The sequence below is a fragment of the Isoalcanivorax pacificus W11-5 genome, assembly GCF_000299335.2.
GTDB lineage: Bacteria > Pseudomonadota > Gammaproteobacteria > Pseudomonadales > Alcanivoracaceae > Isoalcanivorax > Isoalcanivorax pacificus.
Genome location: NZ_CP004387.1, coordinates 1,731,983 through 1,751,301 on the forward strand (window position 1 = coordinate 1,731,983; position 19,319 = coordinate 1,751,301).

13 protein-coding genes are annotated in these 19,319 nt (G+C 64.7%); 8 read left to right on the forward strand and 5 right to left on the reverse strand.

From position 1 onward, the window contains the following. Nucleotides 1–12: 12 nt before the first annotated feature. Both S7S_RS07800 and S7S_RS07805 read right to left on the reverse strand, forming a co-directional pair. A complete protein-coding gene (locus S7S_RS07800; protein ID WP_008735756.1) occupies nucleotides 13–1,305 on the reverse strand; it encodes an imelysin family protein in 1,293 nt (430 codons plus the stop codon). A gap of 171 nt (nucleotides 1,306–1,476) precedes the next feature. After that, nucleotides 1,477–3,561: a 5'-nucleotidase C-terminal domain-containing protein gene (locus tag S7S_RS07805; RefSeq protein WP_008735757.1), complete on the reverse strand. Its 2,085-nt coding sequence runs from the start codon at nucleotides 3,559–3,561 to the stop codon at nucleotides 1,477–1,479. Nucleotides 3,562–4,010: 449 nt separating this feature from the next. Here S7S_RS07805 and S7S_RS19245 point away from each other — a divergent pair, with 449 nt between their 5' ends. From S7S_RS19245 to S7S_RS07825, 4 genes are read left to right on the forward strand one after another with little or no spacing between them, the layout of a single operon-like run. Beyond that, the gene (locus tag S7S_RS19245) at nucleotides 4,011–4,172 is read left to right on the forward strand and encodes a DUF1328 domain-containing protein (RefSeq protein WP_008735759.1); all 162 of its coding nucleotides are present in this window, start codon (nucleotides 4,011–4,013) and stop codon (nucleotides 4,170–4,172) included. Nucleotides 4,173–4,224: 52 nt separating this feature from the next. Beyond that, nucleotides 4,225–4,509, forward strand: a complete 285-nt coding sequence (locus S7S_RS07815) for an ElaB/YgaM/YqjD family protein (RefSeq protein WP_008735761.1) — start codon at nucleotides 4,225–4,227, stop codon at nucleotides 4,507–4,509. Then, nucleotides 4,509–5,003, forward strand: coding sequence for a hypothetical protein (locus S7S_RS07820; protein ID WP_008735763.1), 495 nt, complete (start codon nucleotides 4,509–4,511; stop codon nucleotides 5,001–5,003). The genes S7S_RS07815 and S7S_RS07820 overlap by 1 nt, the downstream gene beginning before the upstream one ends. Nucleotides 5,004–5,009: 6 nt before the next feature. Then, nucleotides 5,010–5,381 carry a hypothetical protein gene (locus S7S_RS07825; RefSeq protein ID WP_008735766.1) on the forward strand — a complete coding sequence of 124 codons (372 nt, stop codon included), beginning with the start codon at nucleotides 5,010–5,012 and terminating at the stop codon, nucleotides 5,379–5,381. Nucleotides 5,382–5,549: 168 nt separating this feature from the next. Here the strand turns inward: S7S_RS07825 and S7S_RS07830 are convergent, their stop codons facing one another. Then, complete coding sequence (locus S7S_RS07830) at nucleotides 5,550–7,484, reverse strand: metallophosphoesterase family protein (protein ID WP_008735767.1); 1,935 nt, start codon at nucleotides 7,482–7,484, stop codon at nucleotides 5,550–5,552. Between the two features lie 264 nt (nucleotides 7,485–7,748). On the opposite strand from S7S_RS07830, the gene S7S_RS07835 reads away from it, so the two are divergent. Further along, nucleotides 7,749–8,039, forward strand: a complete 291-nt coding sequence (locus S7S_RS07835; RefSeq protein WP_008735769.1) for a sll1863 family stress response protein — start codon at nucleotides 7,749–7,751, stop codon at nucleotides 8,037–8,039. A gap of 37 nt (nucleotides 8,040–8,076) precedes the next feature. Here S7S_RS07835 and S7S_RS07840 read toward each other — a convergent pair whose 3' ends face one another. After that, the gene (locus S7S_RS07840; protein ID WP_008735771.1) at nucleotides 8,077–9,027 is read right to left on the reverse strand and encodes an alpha/beta fold hydrolase; all 951 of its coding nucleotides are present in this window, start codon (nucleotides 9,025–9,027) and stop codon (nucleotides 8,077–8,079) included. A gap of 135 nt (nucleotides 9,028–9,162) precedes the next feature. Here S7S_RS07840 and S7S_RS07845 point away from each other — a divergent pair, with 135 nt between their 5' ends. The 3 genes from S7S_RS07845 (at nucleotide 9,163) to S7S_RS07855 (ending at nucleotide 16,111) form a co-directional block, all read left to right on the forward strand. After that, the gene (locus tag S7S_RS07845) at nucleotides 9,163–10,953 is read left to right on the forward strand and encodes a M61 family metallopeptidase (RefSeq protein ID WP_008735773.1); all 1,791 of its coding nucleotides are present in this window, start codon (nucleotides 9,163–9,165) and stop codon (nucleotides 10,951–10,953) included. An 11-nt stretch (nucleotides 10,954–10,964) separates the two neighbouring features. After that, nucleotides 10,965–14,834: an ATP-dependent RNA helicase HrpA gene (hrpA, locus tag S7S_RS07850; RefSeq protein WP_008735776.1), complete on the forward strand. Its 3,870-nt coding sequence runs from the start codon at nucleotides 10,965–10,967 to the stop codon at nucleotides 14,832–14,834. A gap of 143 nt (nucleotides 14,835–14,977) precedes the next feature. Continuing rightward, the gene (locus S7S_RS07855) at nucleotides 14,978–16,111 is read left to right on the forward strand and encodes a beta-ketoacyl-ACP synthase III (protein WP_008735777.1); all 1,134 of its coding nucleotides are present in this window, start codon (nucleotides 14,978–14,980) and stop codon (nucleotides 16,109–16,111) included. 76 nt (nucleotides 16,112–16,187) lie between these two features. Here the strand turns inward: S7S_RS07855 and S7S_RS07860 are convergent, their stop codons facing one another. Then, nucleotides 16,188–19,313 (reverse strand): efflux RND transporter permease subunit, encoded by a 3,126-nt coding sequence (locus tag S7S_RS07860; RefSeq protein ID WP_008735779.1) that lies wholly within the window; start codon nucleotides 19,311–19,313, stop codon nucleotides 16,188–16,190. Nucleotides 19,314–19,319: the final 6 nt, after the last annotated feature.

Genomic DNA, 19,319 nt, shown 5'->3' on the forward strand with positions numbered 1-19,319 from the left:
CGGCGGATGGTATCAGAATTGGTGATCGGCCGTGTCGGGGTTGAGTTGCGTGATGCCGATGGCGGCAGCGGCACTTTCAATGGCGGCGGTCTGTGCCACCAGCGCGGCAATGGCGTCGCGCACGATCTGGTTGCCGGCCTCGTTGCCGGGGGCAATCAGTTGATCGAAATGCACGTTGTAGTTTTCGGCGCTGTCCACCAGCACTTGCAGGGCGGCGAGGCTGTCGTCCAGGCGCGCGTTCAGGGCTGCGTCGGCCCCGGCGTCATTGGCGGCGACCAGGGTGTGCAGGCCGGGTCCGCTGAGCTGGCTGCCATCGGCGCGACGGTATTCGCCACGGTAGACGTTGGCGATGCCGAGGCCGTTGTAGTAGTGCGAGTGGTGGGTGTTGTCGCTGAAGCAGTCGTGTTCGTCTTCCGGCGAATGGGCTTCCAGGGCGACTTTCATGCGCTCGCCGGCGAGTTCGCCCAGTGACAGGCTGCCCATGCCGAACAGCATTTTGCGCAGGCCGTTTTCGGGCGTGTCATTGAGCAGGGTGGCGCGGTAATTGTCAGCGTTGTCCGGTTGCCATTCGGCGACCATCTGTTCCAGGTCGCTGATCAGCAGGGCGGTGGTGGCGCGCAGGTAGTCGCGGCGGCGCTCATTGTGGCCGCCGGTGGCGCCTTCGCCAGTCATGAAATCGCTGGCCGGGCGCTCGCCTGCGCCCGGGCCGGTGCCGTTCAGGTCCTGGCCCCAGAGCAGGAATTCGATCGCGTGGTAGCCGGTGGCAACGTTGGCTTCGGAGCCGGCCAGTTCGTTCAGGCTGGCGAGCAGTTCGCCGTTCAGGTCGCTGAGGTCAATCTCTTCCTCGCCCACACGCAGCGTGGTGTTGGCGATGAGGTTGGCACGCGCGCCGGGGTTGCCCAGGGCAGCCTGGTAGCTGTCGTCGACGTAGTCGATCAGCCCTTCGTCCAGTGGCCAGGCGTTGACCTGGCCTTCCCATTCGTCGACCACGGCATTGCCGAAGCGGAATACCTCGGTCTGCATGTAGGGCACGCGGGCATCGCGCCAGGCGTCGCGGGCGGCGGCCAGGGTGCTGTCGGACGGCGCCTCGAGCAGGGCGTCGACGGCGGCCTGCAGGGTGCGGGCACCGCCCAGGGCGTCGCTGAAGGCGGCTTCGGCGATGTCGGCGTAGTGGCTGATGACGGCGGTCGCCTGGGTGGCGTCGTAGGTGCTGGCGGCTTTTTTCGGGGCGGTGTCGGGCGCGTCGCTGCAGGCGGTGAGGGCAGCCAGCAGCAGGCCGGTGGTCGTCAGACGCGTCGCATTCATGATGGTGTCCTGTGAGGTCGTGGCAATCCGTGGGCGCGGTGCGTTTCGCGCAAGGGGCACAATAATGCGAATTATTTGCATCTTTTTGAAGGGGGCAGGGGAAAAAAGTGCCTGCTGGAACGGCAAAACGGTGCCTGAGGCACCGTTTTGCGGGTAACGCGTCCGGCTGGATCAGGGCGCGAGCGTGTCGTTGCGTTGGGACAGGTTCTGGATACGTTCGTCTTGCTCTGCCGGGGTCTCTGCCAGAGTAAAGGCATTCTCTGCATCGGCGTGCTGGGCGAGCAGGTATTCCGCCAGGGCATCCTGTTCGCCACCGGAGACGGAGAAATCCGACAGGCCCGGGTCGTAGGCAGTGCCGGGGAAGTCGACGGTGCTGGCCAGATCACGCCGGTCCGGCGCGGTCAGGTTTTTGAATGGATAGTTATCTCCACAGGTCGCGTTTTCGATGTTGCCGCCGCTGTCCGCGATGCACCGGACAAGATATTGCAGGGTCGCCATGCGGAAGCTGCGGGCCGGGTCGCCCTGCAGGGTGCCGTTGGCGACGACGACATCACCGTCGACGACCAGCGTCTGGATACGTTCGCCATTGGTGGCGGCGCCCTGGTTGGTGTCGTCTCCGGTGCGGGCCGTTGCGGTCGGGTCGAAGGAAAAGCGCATGCCGCCGATCTGCGGAAAATAGCCGGGCGTGGCACCGGGGTTGGCGCCAGAGACGGCGTATTCCATCAGGTCGTGCAGTTCGGCTGCGGTCACGGTCACCAGGCTGACGGCGTTGTTAAATGCCAGCGAGGTTTCGATATCCAGTTGTGACACGGCGCCAGCAGGCTTGAACTCGTTTTCCTGCGGCGGCAACAGTTCCACTTCGCTCTCGTCGGTAGAGCCGGGCGGGGCGATGATCTGGCCGATGGCGGCGCGGATACCGCCACCGTTTTTCAGCGAAATGGCGGCGGTGGCGTCGGCCTGCCGGGCATACCAGAGGTTGGCGTCGGCGGTCAGATTGCCGAGGTTGGTTTCCTGGCTGCGTACAAAATTGCGACGGCCTTCCAGGAACACATCGGTGAAGCCGGCCACGTTGCCTTCCTTGTCGGAGAGGACGTCGCGCAGGGCGTCGGCCACTTCCTCGACGTCATCGATGGGGCTGGCACCCAGTTGCGAGATGACGGTTTCCAGCGTCGCCCAGGCGCCGCTGACGCCGGGCACCACGGAGTTGGTCAGCAGCTCGCCATTCTCATCGAAATCCACCACCAGACGGCCAAGGTAGGTGTAGTCGCCATTGGTGTTCACCACCAGCACCGGTTCGCCGGTGGCGGAGGTGAAGCCCAGCGGGTAGGTGTCTGCGGCGGTGTCACCCGGGTGCAGGGCATCCATGCTGGTGGCGAGCAGGGTGTTGGAGCCGCCGGCGACGATGATGTCCACGTCGCTCAGCAGCGGCGCCAGGCCCTTTTCCACGCTGATCTGCTGCATGTGTGCGAGCAGGATGATCTTGTTGATGCCGTCGTCGGTCAGTGCATCCACCGCTGGCTGGATGGCCGCGGCCAGTTCTTCCAGCATGGCGTCGGTATCCGGGTTGACCGGGCTCGGGCTGATGGTGATGCCGCCGGTGCTGGTGATGCTGGCCAGTGTCGGGGTGACTGCACCGACCAGGCCGATCCGCTCGCCATTGACCATCACCGTAGCGCTGCCGGCGAGTTTGCCGGGGTTGTTGGTGACCGACTGGCCGTCTGTGGCCACCAGCGGCGCCAGACTCCCATCGGTGCTGAAATCCAGGTTGGCGGACAGCCACGGGAAATCCGCGCCGTCCCAGTCGCCGTCCGGGGAAATGATGCCGGCGAATTCGGCGGTGCCGCCGTCCAGGTCGTGGTTGCCGACGGCACTGGCCTGCACGCCCAGCGCATTCAGCAGGGCCACGTCTCCCCGGCCGACACCGGGCTTGCCCAGTACACCGGCCAGGCTGGTTTCCCGGCCGGCCTGGTAGATCGGGCCGGGAATATAGTTGTCGCCGGAGGACACCAGCAGCGTATTGGCCGGTGCCAGGCTGCGGAAATGCGACACCAGTGCGGAGAATTCAGCGACGTTTTCCAGTGCGGCAGTGCCTCCGCCGTCGACATCGGCGAAGTGCAGCAGTTGCAGCCGGTAGGCCGGCAACTGCACGTCCGGGCGCCGGCTGTTGGAATCACCGCCACAGGCGCTGAGGCCAACGGCCAGGGCGGCCAGCAGGGCCGGTTGGCGCAATGTGCGCAGGCGGAACAGATTGGACATGAGAGCTTCCCTGTATTTTCGCAAATTCGGTGTTGGAGATTTCCGCACCGAGGTTAGGCGTCGCAGAGGTCGGTTCGGTTAACAGACGGTGACAGAACGGTGTCAGGGGCGGCTTGCCGACAGGCAATCCTGCCAGGGCCCGGGGGCGCCGAGGTTTTACAGGGTTTGATTCAACAATCAGCCGGGAGAATCGCAGGCTGTACGTGACGGCGTCGGCGGCAGCCGGCGTAGCGGGTCAGGCAGCGTGCGGCCCCGGCGGCCGTGTCGTGATGGTTTACACAGGATTGGCTCATTTTACATAGCGGCACAGGGCTGGCCGGCGTGCGTTGACAGCACAGGATGGGTCGTCACAAGGTGGTCAGCAAGGCGGCAGGACGCCGTACCCGGACAGGATGCGCCGGGCGTGCACGCAGCAAACATTGTTGATCATGTTAATAAGGAGATGACACATGCTTGGTTGGGCTCTGATTTTTCTGATCGTCGCCATCGTGGCCGGTGTGGCCGGTTTCAGTGGTGTGGCGGGCACCGCCTCCTGGATTGCGCAGGTGCTGTTCGTGATTTTTGTGGTGCTGCTGATCGTGTCGCTGATTACCGGACGCCGCAAACCCTGACCCGCACAGCAGTTCGTTTTCTCACCCAGGAAATAACAAGGAGGGATGCATCATGGCAGCCAAACCGTCTTCCCACGAAACCACCGATCACGTGGCCGAGTCGCTGCACCATGCGGTGGACAGCGCTGCAGAACGCGCCGGCCCCGCCGAGGAGCGGGTGCGTGCCCAGGCCGCCCGCGCTGCCGACAAGGCGCGCGAGAGTGCCGATTATGCCCGCACCCGTTCCCGTGAGGTGGCCAGCAGCGTAGGCAATTACGTGCAGGAAAACCCGCTCATGGCGCTGGGCATTGCCTTTGCTGCCGGCACGCTGGTGTCGTCGCTGCTGCGCCGGCGCTGATGGCGGCAACACGGGAGCAGGACACCGGCGCCGCGCCCGGGCGCGAAGCATCCGGCCCGGCCAGCGGGCAGGTAGGGGACACCTCCGAACGCGAGCAACTGCGCCTCAAGGAAGAGGCCGCTGAACTGGGCCGGCTGGGCGAAGACCTGCTGGGCTGGTTTCGTGACAGCCTGGCGCTGCTGGGCACGGAAGCCCGGCTGTTCCTGGCCACGCTGTTGCTGGTGGTGGCACTGGCGGCGATGGTAGGCCTGCTGATTGCCGGTGCATGGGTGTTTCTCGGTGCGGCGGCGGTGTTGCTGCTGGTGCGCGAGGGTGGCGTCAACCCGGCGCTGGCCACCTTTGCTGGCGCGGCGGTGCTGACGGTCACGGCGGTACTGGTGTACGCCTGGATTCGCCGGCTGGCGCGGGAACTCGGATTTGCCCGTACGCGGGCTGGCTGGGCGGCGCTGTTTCGCGCTGACGGCCGTCAAGCTGCACGAAAAAAAGAGGAGTAATCCGCCATGCTGATGCGGCAACGTCGTCTGCGTCGTCGCGCGGATCGCCAGTCGGCGGCACTGGAAGCGCACCGTCAGCAACTCGGTGAAGACGCCAGTGGCGTGGCGGCGCGCTGGCACGACCGCGTGCGTTCACCGGCCGCCTTGCCGCTGGCGTTTGCGGCGGGCGTGGTGTTCGGCCAGTTGCGCGGCGCGGTGACGATGATGTCGCTGGCGACGAAACTGGTTACCGACCTGGTCCGCTTTGAGCGGATGGCGGCCACCTTTACGGTGCTGGCGGCGCAAACGGCGGAACGCGTCCAGCTTACTGCTGAACGCGTTGCCGAAGCGCGTGCGGCGGGCGCGCCGGAAGCCCCCGCCGACGCACCGCGCGATTAGCAGGCTGTTGAAAAACAGCCTGCGCTGACGGCTCAATCAAGCCGTCAGCAAAATCAAAAGCGACAAGCGATTGATTTTCCGTGCCCACCTTTGCGGACCTGCGCCGCAAAGGTGGCTTGAAAAAGTCTCAAAGAGGCTTTTTCTCAAAGAGACTTTTTCAACACCCTGTTAACGGCTGATCAGTGCAAAGCGGCCTTCGGTGTCCAGCTTGGCCCAGAGATGAGCGGTGCCGGTGGTGACCACCGAGAGGCTGCTGGCACAGCCTGGGTCCACATCCGCCGGCGGTGTGCTCAGGAAGCTGTCGTCCCAGGGCAGCGCGCTCACGCAGGCATCGTCTGCCACGGGCACCCAGCTTTCCGAGGCGGCGTCGTAGCGGCCGAGCGTTACGCTGGCCGGGTCCAGGTTTTCCGGCAGCACGAACTCCAGGGCGTAATCGTCGGTGCGCTCGTCGTCTTCCAGCACCCAGTTGCTGTTCACCTTGCCGGCCGGCAGGGTCACCGGCGGCTTGCCGTTTTCGCTGCCGTCCCCGCGCGAGCCGGTCAGGCCGGTGTCGGTGGTGATGTCCTTCGGCACGCCGCGGGCGCTGATGTAAGTGCCGTCCTGGCCCTGGATGCCGCTGACGATCAGCACGTCGGACAGGGTGTCGGCGGTCTTTCCGGTCCAGCTCAGCGACACCAGTTTTTTCAGGTCGATGGTGGTTTCGCGGATTTCCACTTCCTCGTCTTCGGTGCCGACATTGATCAGCCGTACCCGCTGGCTGTTGTTCAGGTTCGGGCTGTAGCTTTCGTGCACGATATTCAGGAAGCGGTAGTAGCGGGCCAGCAGTTCCATGTTGCTTTTGGCGGTGCTGACGCCCGGTGTGATGCTGTTGGTGCGGGTGCGGGTGTCGTGGCGGTTGAAGATGTTGTTCTCGCCGGCCAGCAGGCGGGCGCTGTCGCCGTTGGGCGACTCGCAGTGCTGGGTGCGGTAGCGCTTGTCATGGGTCATGTTGAGCTGGTTGCCCGGCGGGATGCTGCTCGGGAACACCACTTTGTCGCAACGGTGCGCGGTGCGTGTGAAGCGGTCCATCAGCTTCCAGTCCGGGCTGGCCAACTCCTTCATGCCATCTTCGTTGGCGGTGATGGTGTGCGTGTCGAACCAGGCGCGGTATTCCATCAGGTCGCCAGTAATCTCGAACACGGCGGCATTCACATCCAGTGAGCCGGTGGCGCCGGAATCGTTGGACTTGTACATCACCATGTTCTGGATCTGTTCGCTTTCGCCGAAGCGGTTGTCATAGCCCTTGTAGGAGGCGTTGCCGGAGATCAGTTCGATGAACGGGCCGTTGTAATCAGGGTTCAGCACGCTGCGGGAATACTGGTGTTCGTGGCCGGCGATGTAGATCACGTCGTGCTCGGCGAACAGGCGGTTGTAGTCGCTGCGCACTTCGAGAAAGCGCTGGTCGGAGGCGGAGATATCGTAGGCATCCACGCCTTTCTCGCGCACCAGGCCGTAGCGGGTACCGACCCAGGAATTGTGGGTCATCAGCAGAATGTGGTCGACGCTGCCGGCGTGTTGCTGGAGGGTGTCGCGCACGAACTCATAGGCAAACGGCATCTGGCCGTAGGACACGGCGATGATCAGTACGTTGTCACGCACCAGCGCATAGGTTTTGCCGTGCTGGCCGGGCATGTGCACGGCGTCGGCGGGGATCAGGTCGGCGGTGTACTCATACCAGTCCTGGTCAGCGCCCTTGATGTCGTGGTTGCCCTGCACGGGCAGGATCGTCATGCGGTCAGTGAAGTCGTCGGTGACGCTGCGCCACTGCTGGTATTCACCGATGGTGGCGTTTTCGCTGAGGTCGCCCACCGCCAGGACCAGATCGACGTCCTGTTCGGCGTAAAAATCCAGCAGCGCGCGCATCGGGTGCATGGATACATTGTTGCCGCCGCCCTGGGTGTCGGGCAGCAGGCCGATGCGCAGGGTGCTGGCGGGTTGCGGTGCCGGTGGCTCGCCACCGCCACGGGATGAACTGCTGTCACCGCCGCAACCGGCCAGCGCCAGGGTGGCGCAGGCAAGCAGGCCGGGCAGTGCCGGGAAACGGGTAAGAGAACGGATTGTCACGAAATGCCCCTCGTCGTGTTGTTATCGTGCGGAGGCCGCAGCGTATGCTGTCAAAGTGGCACTATGGTTCACGAGGCATGAATCTTCCGTGACTCGCCGGCGGCGGGCATTGCGTTCTTGAACAGGCGTGCCGGTGCCGGGTCGTGAAAAAACGTGAAATATCCTCCGTCGTCTTGCAGTGCGCGGGGGATGCCCGGAAGACTGAGAGCGGGCTGGAGGCCGGCCCTGGCTTTACTTCACTGACCGAAAAGGAGTGACGGACAGATGGCAACGCGTCAGGAATACATCGACAAGCTGAAGAACAAGCTCAACGAGTGGGACGACGACATCGACAAGCTGGAGATCAAGGCGCGGCAGGCGAACGAGGACCTGCGGCATCAATGGGAAAGCCGGCGTCTGGAGTTGCAGGAAAAGCGCCAGGACCTCAGCAACCGGCTGGACAAGCTGCGTCACAGCGCGGATGACACCTGGACGGATATGAAAAAGGGCATCGATGATACCTGGGATGCCGTGACGCGTGGCATCAAGGACATGAAAGACAAGCTGTTCGGCTGACCCGGCCCGCCGCCTGACCGCGGGGGCAGGCGGCGACTCAGGCGGCCGGGGTGTGCACGTCGGCCAGCCACCGCAGCAGATCCTGCTGCACCTCCGCCCGGCAATAATCATTCAGGATTTCATGCCGGGCACCGGCATATTCCTTCAGCGTGACCGCGCGAGCGCCGGCCCGGCGCAGGGCGTTCTGCAACGCCGGCATGCCCTTGCCGAAGCGGCTCATCGGGTCGCTGTCGCCGGCCACCAGCAGCATCGGCAGCGAAGGCGGCAACTGCCGCAGCGCGCTGCTGCTGTGGGTGCGGACCAGGCCGCCGATCAGATCGATCCAGAGTTGCGTGCTGCAATCGTAGCCACACTGCGGGTCGTCAATGTAGGCACGCACTTCATCGTGATCGCGGCTGAGCCAGTCGAAGTCGGTGTGGCGGTTTTTCAGCTTCTTCGCCCAGGCACCAAAGGTCATGTTGTGGATCAGCGTGCTGCTGTCACGGCCGCCGCAGCGACGGCGTTCCAGCAACATGGGCAACCGCGCCACACGGTAGAACCAGGTCGGGCTGTAGTCGCTGCCGCACAGCACCAGCCCGGCGAGCGGGTGATCCTGGTGATGCTGCTCCGCCCAGGCCAGCGCCACGAAGCTGCCCATGCTGTGGCCGGCCAGCACGATGGGCAGGGCACTGAACTGCCCGCGCAGCCAGTCCTGCACCTGGGTCACATCATCCAGTACCCGCTGCCAGCCCTGATGATCGGCAAAATGACCCTGGGGAGAGATCGCGGAAACCGATTCACCATGGCCGCGATGGTCATGCACGCACAGGTGCCAGCCGGCGGCGTTGACCACATCGGCCAGCGGTTGGTAGCGGCCGCCGTGTTCGGCCATGCCGTGCATCCAGTGCAGCACGCCGATGGCATCGGTGGTCGCAGGCCACAGCCGCACGCCGATACGGTGGCCGTCGGGGACATCCAGGTGGGTCAGCGTGAAGCGGGCATCGGTCATGACCTGCGGTCCTTGCTGTGCTGAAGTGATCGCGGGACGTTGCAGCATTCCCGTGAAGGAATCAAGCCGGGGCGCGGTGCAATCTGTATACTGCCGGTCTTGCTGATTCACTCTGGTCATTCAACAGGAGCGCCCGTGATTCACTACCGCATCCAGCCGTTGCGTCCCGAAGCCCATCTGTTTGCCGTCGAGATACAGGTGCCGTCGCCGACCCCGGAAGGACAGGCGTTTGCGATGCCGGCCTGGATTCCGGGCAGCTACATGATCCGTGACTTCGCCCGCCACGTGGTGGCCTTTGACGCGCACTGCAACGGCCAGCCGCTCCCCTGGCGCAAGCTCGACAAGCACACCTGGCAACTGGCGCCGGCCAGCGGCGCGGTGACCGTGCGCCTGGAAGTCTATGCCTGGGACCTGTCGGTGCGTGGTGCGCACCTGGATACCACACACGGCTACTTCAACGGCAGTTGCGTGTTCCTGGCCGCCAAGGGCCATGAGGACCAGCCCTGCGAAGTGGACATACTGGCTCCGGAAGGCGCTGCCTACGCCACCTGGCAGCTGGCCACCGGCATGCCACGCCTGAGCGGCGGCGCACTGGGTTTCGGACGTTTCCGTGCCGACAACTACGACGCGCTGATCGATTACCCGGTGGAGATGGGGCATTTCACCCACGCCACCTTCGAGGCCTGCGGTGTGCCGCACCAGGTGGTGCTCAGCGGGCGTCACCGCGCCGACATGGCGCGTCTGTGCCGCGATCTCAAGCCGATCTGCGAGCAGCACATTCGCCTGTTCGGCGAACCCGCGCCGATGCAGGATTATGTGTTCATGACGCTGGTCACCGGCGACGGTTACGGCGGCCTGGAACATCGCAACTCCACCAGCCTGATGTGCGCTCGCAGCGACCTGCCACGCCTGACCGATGCGCCGGACCAGGTGCGAGAGGGCTACCGCAATTACCTGGGCCTGTGCAGCCACGAATATTTTCACAGCTGGAACATCAAGCGCATCAAGCCTGAGGCATTCACGCCGTTTGACCTCAACCAGGAGGTCTACACTGAACTGCTGTGGGCATTTGAAGGGATCACCAGCTATTACGACGACCTGGCACTGGTGCGCAGTGGCTTGATCACGCCACAGAGTTACCTGGAACTGCTCGGGCAGACCATCAGCCGCGTGCAGCGGGGCAGCGGCACGACGCGGCAAACGGTGACCGAATCCAGCTTCGACGCCTGGACGCGCTTCTACAAACAGGATGAAAACGCCCCCAACGCCATCGTCAGCTACTACGCGAAAGGCGCGCTGGTAGCACTGGCGCTGGACCTGACGTTGCGTGACCTGACCCAGGAAGAAGCATCCCTCGACGATCTGATGCGGCTGCTCTGGCAACGCTACGGACAGACCGGCGACGGCGTGCCCGAGCGCGGCATTCAGGCACTGGCCGAGGAACTGGCCGGGCAACCGCTGGACGACTTCTTCAACCTGGCCCTGTACAGCACGGACCCGCTGCCGCTGGCGGATCTGCTGCATGCGCGCGGTGTGGCGCTGAACTGGCGCGCGCCGGCCAGCCACGCCGACAATGGCGGCAAGCCCGCCGTTACCACCCCCGTTAACCTGGGGGTGCGGCTGGCGGAGGACCCGCTCGGTGCACGCATCGGGGTGGCCTATGACCAGGGCGCGGCGATGGCGGCCGGGTTGTCCGCCGGCGATGTGATCGTGGCGCTGGACGGCCTGAAGACCGACGCACGCAAACTGGACGACCAGCTGGCCGCGTACCAGCCGGGCGAGCGCATCAGTGTGCACGCCTTCCGGCGTGACGAACTGATGTCGTTCACGGTGACGCTGGCGCCGGGTGAGGCCACGCTGGCCTGCCTGACGCTCGATCCTGACGGGCTGACGGACAGTGGGCGCCGCTGGCTCGGCCAGGCCTGATCCGGGGTTTCATGACGACACCGATTTCCGAACAATCACCCGCCGCGCAGTTGCAGGCACTGAGCCGGCAGCTTGAGCACGCCATGCAGGCGGACCAGCCACGGTTGCGCCGGCGCCTGCAGGGCCTGCGCAAACGGTTTGATGCACGCGCGCTGGCGCAGGTGCAGCAGGCGCTGTCAGCGTCGGTGGCCCGGCGCGCGGCACGCGAGGCGCTGACACCGCGCATCGACTGGCCGGACCTGCCGGTGGTGCAGTGCCTGGACGAACTTGGCGAGGCGATCCGTCATCACCAGGTGGTGGTGGTGGCCGGTGAAACCGGCTCCGGCAAAACCACCCAGTTGCCGAAACTGTGCCTGGCGCTGGGCCGTGGGCGCGCCGGCATGATCGGCCATACCCAGCCGCGCCGGCTGGCGGCGCGCGCGGTGGCGAACCGGCTGGCGGAAGAAATCGACACCCGTGTCGGTGAGATGGTCGGTTTCAAGGTGCGCTTTCAGGATCAGGTCAGCGACAGCACGCTGGTGAAACTGATGACCGACGGCATGCTGCTGGCGGAAATCCAGCAGGACCGTTATCTGGATCAGTACGACACGCTGATCATCGACGAAGCGCATGAACGCAGCCTCAACATCGATTTCCTGCTGGGCTACCTGCAACGGCTGCTGCCGCGCCGGCCGGACCTGAAAATCATCATCACCTCCGCGACCATCGACCACGAACGCTTTGCGGCACATTTTGGCGGTGCGCCGGTGATGGAAGTGTCCGGCCGCACCTATCCTGTGGAAGTGCGCTACCGCGACAACGCCGAAGAGGGCGAGCGCGACCTGCGCCGCGAGGTGGAAGAGGTGCTGCGCGAGATCGAGCGCGAAGAGCGCGGGCAGGTGCCGCCGGCCCGTGACGTGCTGGTGTTTCTCAGTGGCGAGCGCGATATCCGCGAACTGCACCATCACCTGCGCCGCTGCGATTTCCGTGATACCGAATTCCTGCCGTTGTACGCCCGGCTGACACAACAGGAACAACACCGCGTGTTTGCGTTGCATCGCGGGCGCCGCGTGGTGCTGTCCACCAATGTGGCGGAAACCTCGCTGACGGTGCCGGGGATCCGCTATGTGATCGATGCCGGCACCGCGCGCATCAGCCGCTACAGCGTGCACAGCAAAGTGCAGCGGCTACCGGTGGAGCCGGTGTCGCAGGCCAGTGCCGAGCAGCGCAAGGGCCGCAGCGGCCGGGTCATGCCCGGCATCTGTTATCGCCTCTACAGCGAAGCGGACTTTCTGTCCCGGCCCGCCTTTACCGACCCGGAAATTCGCCGCACCAACCTCGCTGCCGTGATCCTGCAGATGGCCGACCTGGGCCTGGGCGAACTGGAGGATTTTCCGTTTATCGACGCGCCGGATGGCCGGCTGGTACGCGACGGCTACCGGTTGCTGGAAGAACTTGGCGCCATCGACGGCCGCACTCTGAGCGCGGTCGGCCGGCAACTGGCACGGCTGCCGCTGGACCCGCGGCTGGGCCGCATGGTGCTGCGTGCTGCCGACACCGGCGCGTTGCGGGAAGTGCTGATCATCGTCGCTGCGCTGTCCGTGCAGGACCCGCGCGAGCGGCCGCACGACCAGCAGCAACAGGCAGATCAGGCCCACCAGCCCTTTACCGACAAGCAGTCGGACTTCGTGTTCTTTCTCACGCTCTGGCAGTGGGCCGAGACACAGCGTGAGGCACTGACGCGCAACCAGTATGAAAAACTGCTGAAGAAAACTTTTCTGTCACCCACGCGCATGCGCGAATGGCGTGACACACATCACCAGCTGCTGTTGCTGTGCCGGGAAATGAAACTGCCCTTTGCGCAGACCGACGCCAGCAGCGAGGCCGTGCACCGCGCGCTGCTGGCCGGTCTGCTCGGGCAGGTGATCAAGCGCACCGAGGAAGGCGAATGGTTGTCCACGCGCAACCGCAAACCGGTGATCTGGCCCGGCTCTGCATTGTCGAAAAGCAAGGCGTCCTGGCTGATGGCCGCCGAGTTGATCGACACCAGCCGGCTGTTCGCCCGCTGCGTGGCGCAGATCCAGCCGGAATGGATCGAGCAGGAGGGCGCGCATCTGGTCAAGCGCCAGTATGTGGAGCCGTACTGGTCGAAAAAGCACGGCGCCGTCTGGGCGCGCGAGCAGGTCAGCCTGTTTGGTTTGTTGCTGGTGGCCGGCCGGCGTGTGAGCTACGGCGCGCAACACCCTGAACTGGCGCGCGAGCTAATGATTCGCGAAGGGCTGGTGGCCGGCGAACTGCCGCGTGAACCGGACTTCGTGCGTGCCAACCGCGCGCTGCGTGCCGAGCTGGAAGAATTCGAGCACAAGCTGCGCCGCCGCGACCTGCTGGCCGACGAAGAACAATGCTTTGCCTTTTACGACGCGCGCCTGCCGGCCGGGCTGTACAGCCTCAGGCATCTGGAAAGCTGGTGTCGCCGCGCCAGCGATGCCGAACGCCAGGCGTTACGGATGACGCGTGCCGACCTGCTGGTGCGTGATCCCGGCCTGGGACAGAACGCTTTTCCGGATCACCTGGACGTGGGCGAACTGCGCTTGCCACTGAGCTACAGTTTCGACCCCAGCGGCAGCCGCGACGGCGTGACATTGAATGTGCCGGTGACGGTGCTGAACCAGTTATCGCTGGAACGGCTCGACTGGCTGGTGCCAGGCCTGCTGCGCGACAAACTGGAAGCCCTGTTGCGCGGCCTGCCGAAAGCACAGCGCCGGCATTTCGTGCCGGTGCCGGATTACGTGGCGGCGTTGCTGGAGGTGCTGACACCCGGCGATACACCGTTGCTGCCTGCGCTGACCCGTGAGCTGGCCCGCATGACCGGCGTGCGCATCGAACTGGAAGCCTGGCAGGCCGTGACGCTGCCGCCACACCTGCAATTCAATCTGCGCGTGACGGATGGCGAGCAGGTGCTGGCGGAAGGCCGTGACCTGGCCGCCATGCAGACGCGCTTCGCCGGCCACGCGGTGGCTGCCATGACGCCCGCGCAGGGCGACGAGGTGCTCACCGGCACCGACTGGGTCTTCGGCACCTTGCCGCCGGTGAGCGAACTGTCACGCGGCGGGGTGGTGCTGCGCACCTGGCCGGCGCTGGAAGACCGTACCCGCGAGGTGGCGTCAATCCTGTGCGCCAGTGAGGAAGAGGCGGCCTGGCAACATCGCTGGGGTGTGGCGCGTTTGCTGATGCTGCGACAGGGCGAGCAGGTGCGCATGCTGCGCAAGTTTGCCGGGCAGCAACCCGGCTTCCAGAAAATGGCGGCGGAGAAATCGGCATTGGCGCGCGGCGTGCTGGACGACGCCTTGCTCAGTGCTACAGCGCTGCATTTCCCTGCGCTGGCATCCGTGCGCGATGAATCCGGTTTCCGCGCATTGCTGGCGGCGGGGCGGGGCGATTTCGTCAAGGCTGTTGAGGCGCGGCTGGCCGGCTGGGGTGGGCTGCTGGCGGCCTATCGGGATATCGCGGCGAGACTCGACAAACAGTTCCCGCTGGCCTGGGCGCATGCCCATCGGGATATCAAGCAGCAACTGGCCGGGCTGTTCTTTCCCGGTTTCCTGTGCCAGGTGCCGCCGGCGTGGCTGGCCGAGTACCCGCGTTACCTGAAGGCGCTGGCACACCGGCTGGAGCGTCTGGGCGGACAGATCGGCCGTGACCGGGCCCAGGTGGCGGAGCTGGAGGCGTTGTGGGCACCGTACCAGGCCCGCGCCGGCGATACGCCGGTCTGGCGCCAGCCGGAGCCGCTGCTGACCTATCGTTTCCTGCTGGAGGAATATCGTGTCAGCCTGTTTGCCCAGCAACTGGGTACCCGTATGCCCGTGTCGGCCAAGCGGCTGCGGCAGCAGTGGGAAGCCTGCTGAGGGGACGGACGGGCCGGAAGGATCAGGCAATCCCCGCACTGGCACTTTGCCTATCGTGGCGCGAGCGGTGATAATCTGCCGCTACGACTTTCAGCCGGTGGGCCGTTACCTCCCCCGTCGGCCTTAGCGCGAGGACCGATTCAGTGACACAGCAGGCAGTAGTGATCAGCGGCACCGGATTGTGGACGCCGACACTGTCCATCAGCAACGACGAGCTGGTGGCCTCTTTCAACCGTTATGTCGAGCTCTATAACGCCGAACATGCCGCTGAGATCGAGGCCGGCGAACGGGTTGCGCTGCAACCTTCCAGTGCAGAATTCATCGAGAAAGCCTCCGGCATCAAGCAACGCTACGTGCTCGACAAAGAGGGCGTGCTGGACCCCGAGCGCATGGCACCGCGTATTGCCGAGCGCTCCGACGACGAGATGTCGGTGCAGGCCGAGATGGCCGTGAAGGCGATCCAGCAGGCGCTGGACAATGCCGGCCGCACGCCGGCCGATGTGGATGCGATTCTGGTGGCCTGTTCCAACATGCAGCGCCCGTACCCGGCCATGGCGATCGAGATCCAGCATTACCTCGGCATGGAACGCGGCTGGGGTTACGACATGAACGTGGCCTGCTCTGCCGCCACCTTCGGCTTGCAGGCCGCCAGCGATGCGATCCGCTCCGGCAACGCCCGCTGCGTGGTGGTGGTGAACCCGGAAATCTGTTCCGGCCACCTGGCCTGGGAAGACCGCGACTGCCATTTTATTTTTGGTGACGTGGCCACGGCGCTGGTGCTGGAAGCAAAAGGCGATGCCAGCTCGGACAATCAATGGGAAATTCTCGGCACCCGCCTGCAGACCAAATTCTCGAACAACATCCGCAATAATTTCGGTTTTCTCAACCGGGCTGATGAGCGCGGCATCGGCCAGCGCGACAAGCTGTTCCGCCAGGAAGGCCGCAAGGTGTTCAAGGAAGTGTGCCCGATGGTGGCTGAACAGATCAGCGGGCATATCGGCGACATGGCGATCAGCGCAGAACAACTGCGCCGGATGTGGCTGCACCAGGCCAACCTGGGCATGAACCAGTTTATCGCCCGCCGCGTGCTGGGCCGTGATGCCACCGAAGAAGAAGCGCCGGTGATTCTGAACGAATACGCCAATACCAGTTCGGCGGGTTCGATCATTGCGTTCCACAAGTACAACCGCGACCTGGCGGTGGGGGATGTGGGGGTGATTTGTTCGTTCGGGGCGGGGTATTCGATTGGGTCGGTGGTGGTGAAGAAAAAGGTCTGACGTCGGACGTCGGACGCTCAAGATCAAAACACAAAACCGGGGAGCGCAGAGGCTCCCCGGTTTTTTCTTTTTAGCGTCAGACGTCAGACGTCAGACGTCCGACCTTTCTCCCCCCATGCCACCAGTGGTACAACACCGGCAACACCACCAGCGTCAGTAACGTCGAGGAAATAATCCCGCCAATCACCACCGTGGCCAGGGGACGCTGCACTTCCGCGCCGGTACCGGTATTCAGTGCCATCGGCACAAAGCCGAGGCTGGCCACCAGCGCGGTCATCAGCACTGGCCGCAACCGTACCAGCGCGCCTTCGATAACGGCGTGACGCAGGTCACCAGTCTGATGCCAGAGATCGCGGATAAAGGACACCATCACCAGCCCGTTCAGCACCGCCACACCGGACAGCGCGATAAAGCCGACCCCGGCGGAAATCGACAGCGGCATGCCGCGCAGCCACAGCGCCAGCACGCCACCGGTCAGAGCCAGCGGCACGCCGGTGAAAATGATCAGCGCGTCGCGGAACGAGCCGAACGCCATCACCAGCAGGCCGATGATCACCGCCAGCGTCACCGGCACGACGATCGCCAGCCGCTGGCTGGCGGATTGCAGTTGCTCGAAGGTGCCGCCGTAGTCGAGCCAGTAGCCGCTGGGCAGCGTGACGTCCTCGCTGATGCGCGCTTTCACTTCCTCGACAAAGCCGCCCAGGTCGCGTCCGCGCACGTTGGCGGTGACCACCACGCGGCGCTTGCCGTTTTCACGGCTGATCTGTGCCGGCGCCGGGCGGATGTCCAGCTCGGCCACTTCCTCCAGCGGCACATAACCGCCATCGGGTAGCGGCACCGGCAGGAACGCGAGGCTGTCGATATCGCGCCGCAGCGTCTCCGGCAGCCGCACCACCAGTTCAAAACGGCGGTCGCCTTCATAGATCAGGCCGGCCTGTTCGCCGCCGATGCCGGTGGCGACCAGGTCCTGCAGCGCTGCGACGGTGAGGCCATGGCGTGCCAGTTCGGTGCGCTGCGGAATCACTGACAGCATCGGCAGGCCGGTGACCTGTTCGACACGGGCACTGGAGGCGCCATCAACGTCCTGCAGCACGGCAAGAATCTCGTCGGCGGTGGCGACCAGTTGCTCCAGGTCATCGCCGAACACCTTGATGCCCAGGTCGGCACGCACGCCGGAGATCAGTTCGTTGAAACGCATCTGGATCGGCTGGGTGAATTCGTAGTTGTTGCCGGGCAGTTGTTCCAGTGCCGCTTCCATATCAGCGACCAGATCGGCTTTCAGCCGTGTCGGGTCCGGCCATTCGCTGCGCGGTTTCAGGATCACGAAATTGTCCGCCACGTTCGGCGGCATCGGGTCGGTGGCCACTTCCGGCGTGCCGATCTTGGCAAACACCTTGTCCACCTCCGGGAACGCCTTGATGCGCTGCTCCAGCAGCGCCTGCATGGCCACGGACTGCTCAAGGCCGGTGCCGGGAATGCGCATGGCATGCAGGGCGATATCGCCTTCGTCCAGCTGCGGGATGAACTCGGTGCCGAGGGTGCTCAGCAGCCAGCCGCACGCCAGCACCAGCAGGAGCGCGGCGGCGACCACTGCATGGCGCAGCCGCAGCGCCCATGCCAGCAGAGGCCGATACACCGATTTGCCGGCGCGGATGACCGGGCTTTCCTTTTCGCTGACGGTGCCGGTCATGAAGGTGGCCACAGCGGCGGGTACCAGCGTGAGCGACAGCAGCATGGCGGCCAGCAGCGCCATCACCACGGTGGCGGCCATCGGATGGAACATTTTTCCTTCCACGCCGGTAAGCGAAAAGATCGGGATGTACACCACGGTGATAATCGCGACACCGAACAGGCTGGGCCGGATCACCTCGGTGGTGGCCTCGAACACGCATTGCAGCCGTTCGCGCAGCGGCAGGGTGCCCTGGTGCTGCGCCTGCGACAGTCGCCGGATGCAGTTTTCGACGATGATCACCGCGCCGTCGACGATCAGGCCGAAATCCAGTGCGCCGAGGCTCATCAGGTTGGCGGAGACGCCGGTTTTCACCATGCCGAACAGCGTCGCCATCATGGCCAGCGGAATCACCGCTGCGGTGATCAGCGCAGCGCGGAAATTGCCCAGCAACAGGAACAGTACGGCGATCACCAGCAGTGCGCCTTCGAGCAGGTTTTTCTGCACTGTGACGATGGTTTTATCCACCAGCGTGGTGCGGTCATAGACCGTTTCCACCTCCACGCCCGGTGGCAGTGACGGTTTGATCTCGTCGAGCTTGTCGGCCAGGGCGCGGGCCACCGTGCGGGCGTTTTCGCCGACCAGCATCATCGCCGTGCCGAGCACCGCCTCGTGGCCATCGCGGGTGGCGGCGCCGGTGCGCAGTTCCCGGCCGATGGCCACCTCGGCGACGTCGCTGACCCTGACCGGGGTGCCGTCAATCCGACCGACCACCACGTTTTCGATATCCATGATGCTGTTCAGCTGACCCGGCGAGCGCACCAGCAACTGTTGCCCGTTGCGCTCGATGTAGCCGGCCCCCTGATTACTGTTATTGCGGCGCAGCGCCTCGGTGACCTGTTCCAGGGTGACGCCGAATTGCAGCAGCCGTTCCGGCGCGGGGGTGACGTGATACTGCTTGTCGTAACCGCCGATGGTGTTGATCTCCACCACACCGCGCACCTGCGCCAGTTGCGGCTTGATGATCCAGTCCTGCACTTCGCGCAGGGCGGTGGCATCCCAGGGCGCACCATCAGCCTGTGTGCTGCCGGGGGCGGCGTCCACGGTGTAGACAAAGATTTCACCCAGGCCGGTGGCGATCGGGCCCATCTGTGGTTCCAGGCCCGGGGGCAGGGCGCTCTTGATCGAGGCCAGACGCTCGTTGATCAGGTTGCGGGCAAAGTACAGGTCGGTGCCTTCCTCGAACACCACAGTCACCTGTGACAGGCCGTAGCGTGACAGCGAGCGGGTGTATTCCAGATTGGGCAGGCCGTACAGCGCGGTTTCCACCGGGAAGGTGATGCGCTGTTCGGCTTCCAGTGGTGAATAGCCCGGCGCCTCGGTATTGATCTGGACTTGCACGTTGGTAATGTCCGGCACGGCGTCGATCGGCAGGCGCTGGTAGCTCCAGAGGCCGGCACCGATCAGCAGCAGGATCAGGCTCAGCATCAGGTAGCGTCTCTCGATGGAGAGACGCACGATGGCATTGATCATGTGACT

Bases quoted from the DNA above. Each gene is read 5' to 3' on its own strand.
- S7S_RS07800 (WP_008735756.1), bottom strand. From the start codon at position 1,305: ATGAATGCGACGCGTCTGACGACCACCGGCCTGCTGCTGGCTGCCCTC.
- S7S_RS07805 (WP_008735757.1), bottom strand. From the start codon at position 3,561: ATGTCCAATCTGTTCCGCCTGCGCACATTGCGCCAACCGGCCCTGCTG.
- S7S_RS19245 (WP_008735759.1), top strand. From the start codon at position 4,011: ATGCTTGGTTGGGCTCTGATTTTTCTGATCGTCGCCATCGTGGCCGGT.
- S7S_RS07815 (WP_008735761.1), top strand. From the start codon at position 4,225: ATGGCAGCCAAACCGTCTTCCCACGAAACCACCGATCACGTGGCCGAG.
- S7S_RS07820 (WP_008735763.1), top strand. From the start codon at position 4,509: ATGGCGGCAACACGGGAGCAGGACACCGGCGCCGCGCCCGGGCGCGAA.
- S7S_RS07825 (WP_008735766.1), top strand. From the start codon at position 5,010: ATGCTGATGCGGCAACGTCGTCTGCGTCGTCGCGCGGATCGCCAGTCG.
- S7S_RS07835 (WP_008735769.1), top strand. From the start codon at position 7,749: ATGGCAACGCGTCAGGAATACATCGACAAGCTGAAGAACAAGCTCAAC.
- S7S_RS07840 (WP_008735771.1), bottom strand. From the start codon at position 9,027: ATGACCGATGCCCGCTTCACGCTGACCCACCTGGATGTCCCCGACGGC.
- hrpA (WP_008735776.1), top strand. From the start codon at position 10,965: ATGACGACACCGATTTCCGAACAATCACCCGCCGCGCAGTTGCAGGCA.
- S7S_RS07860 (WP_008735779.1), bottom strand. From the start codon at position 19,313: ATGATCAATGCCATCGTGCGTCTCTCCATCGAGAGACGCTACCTGATG.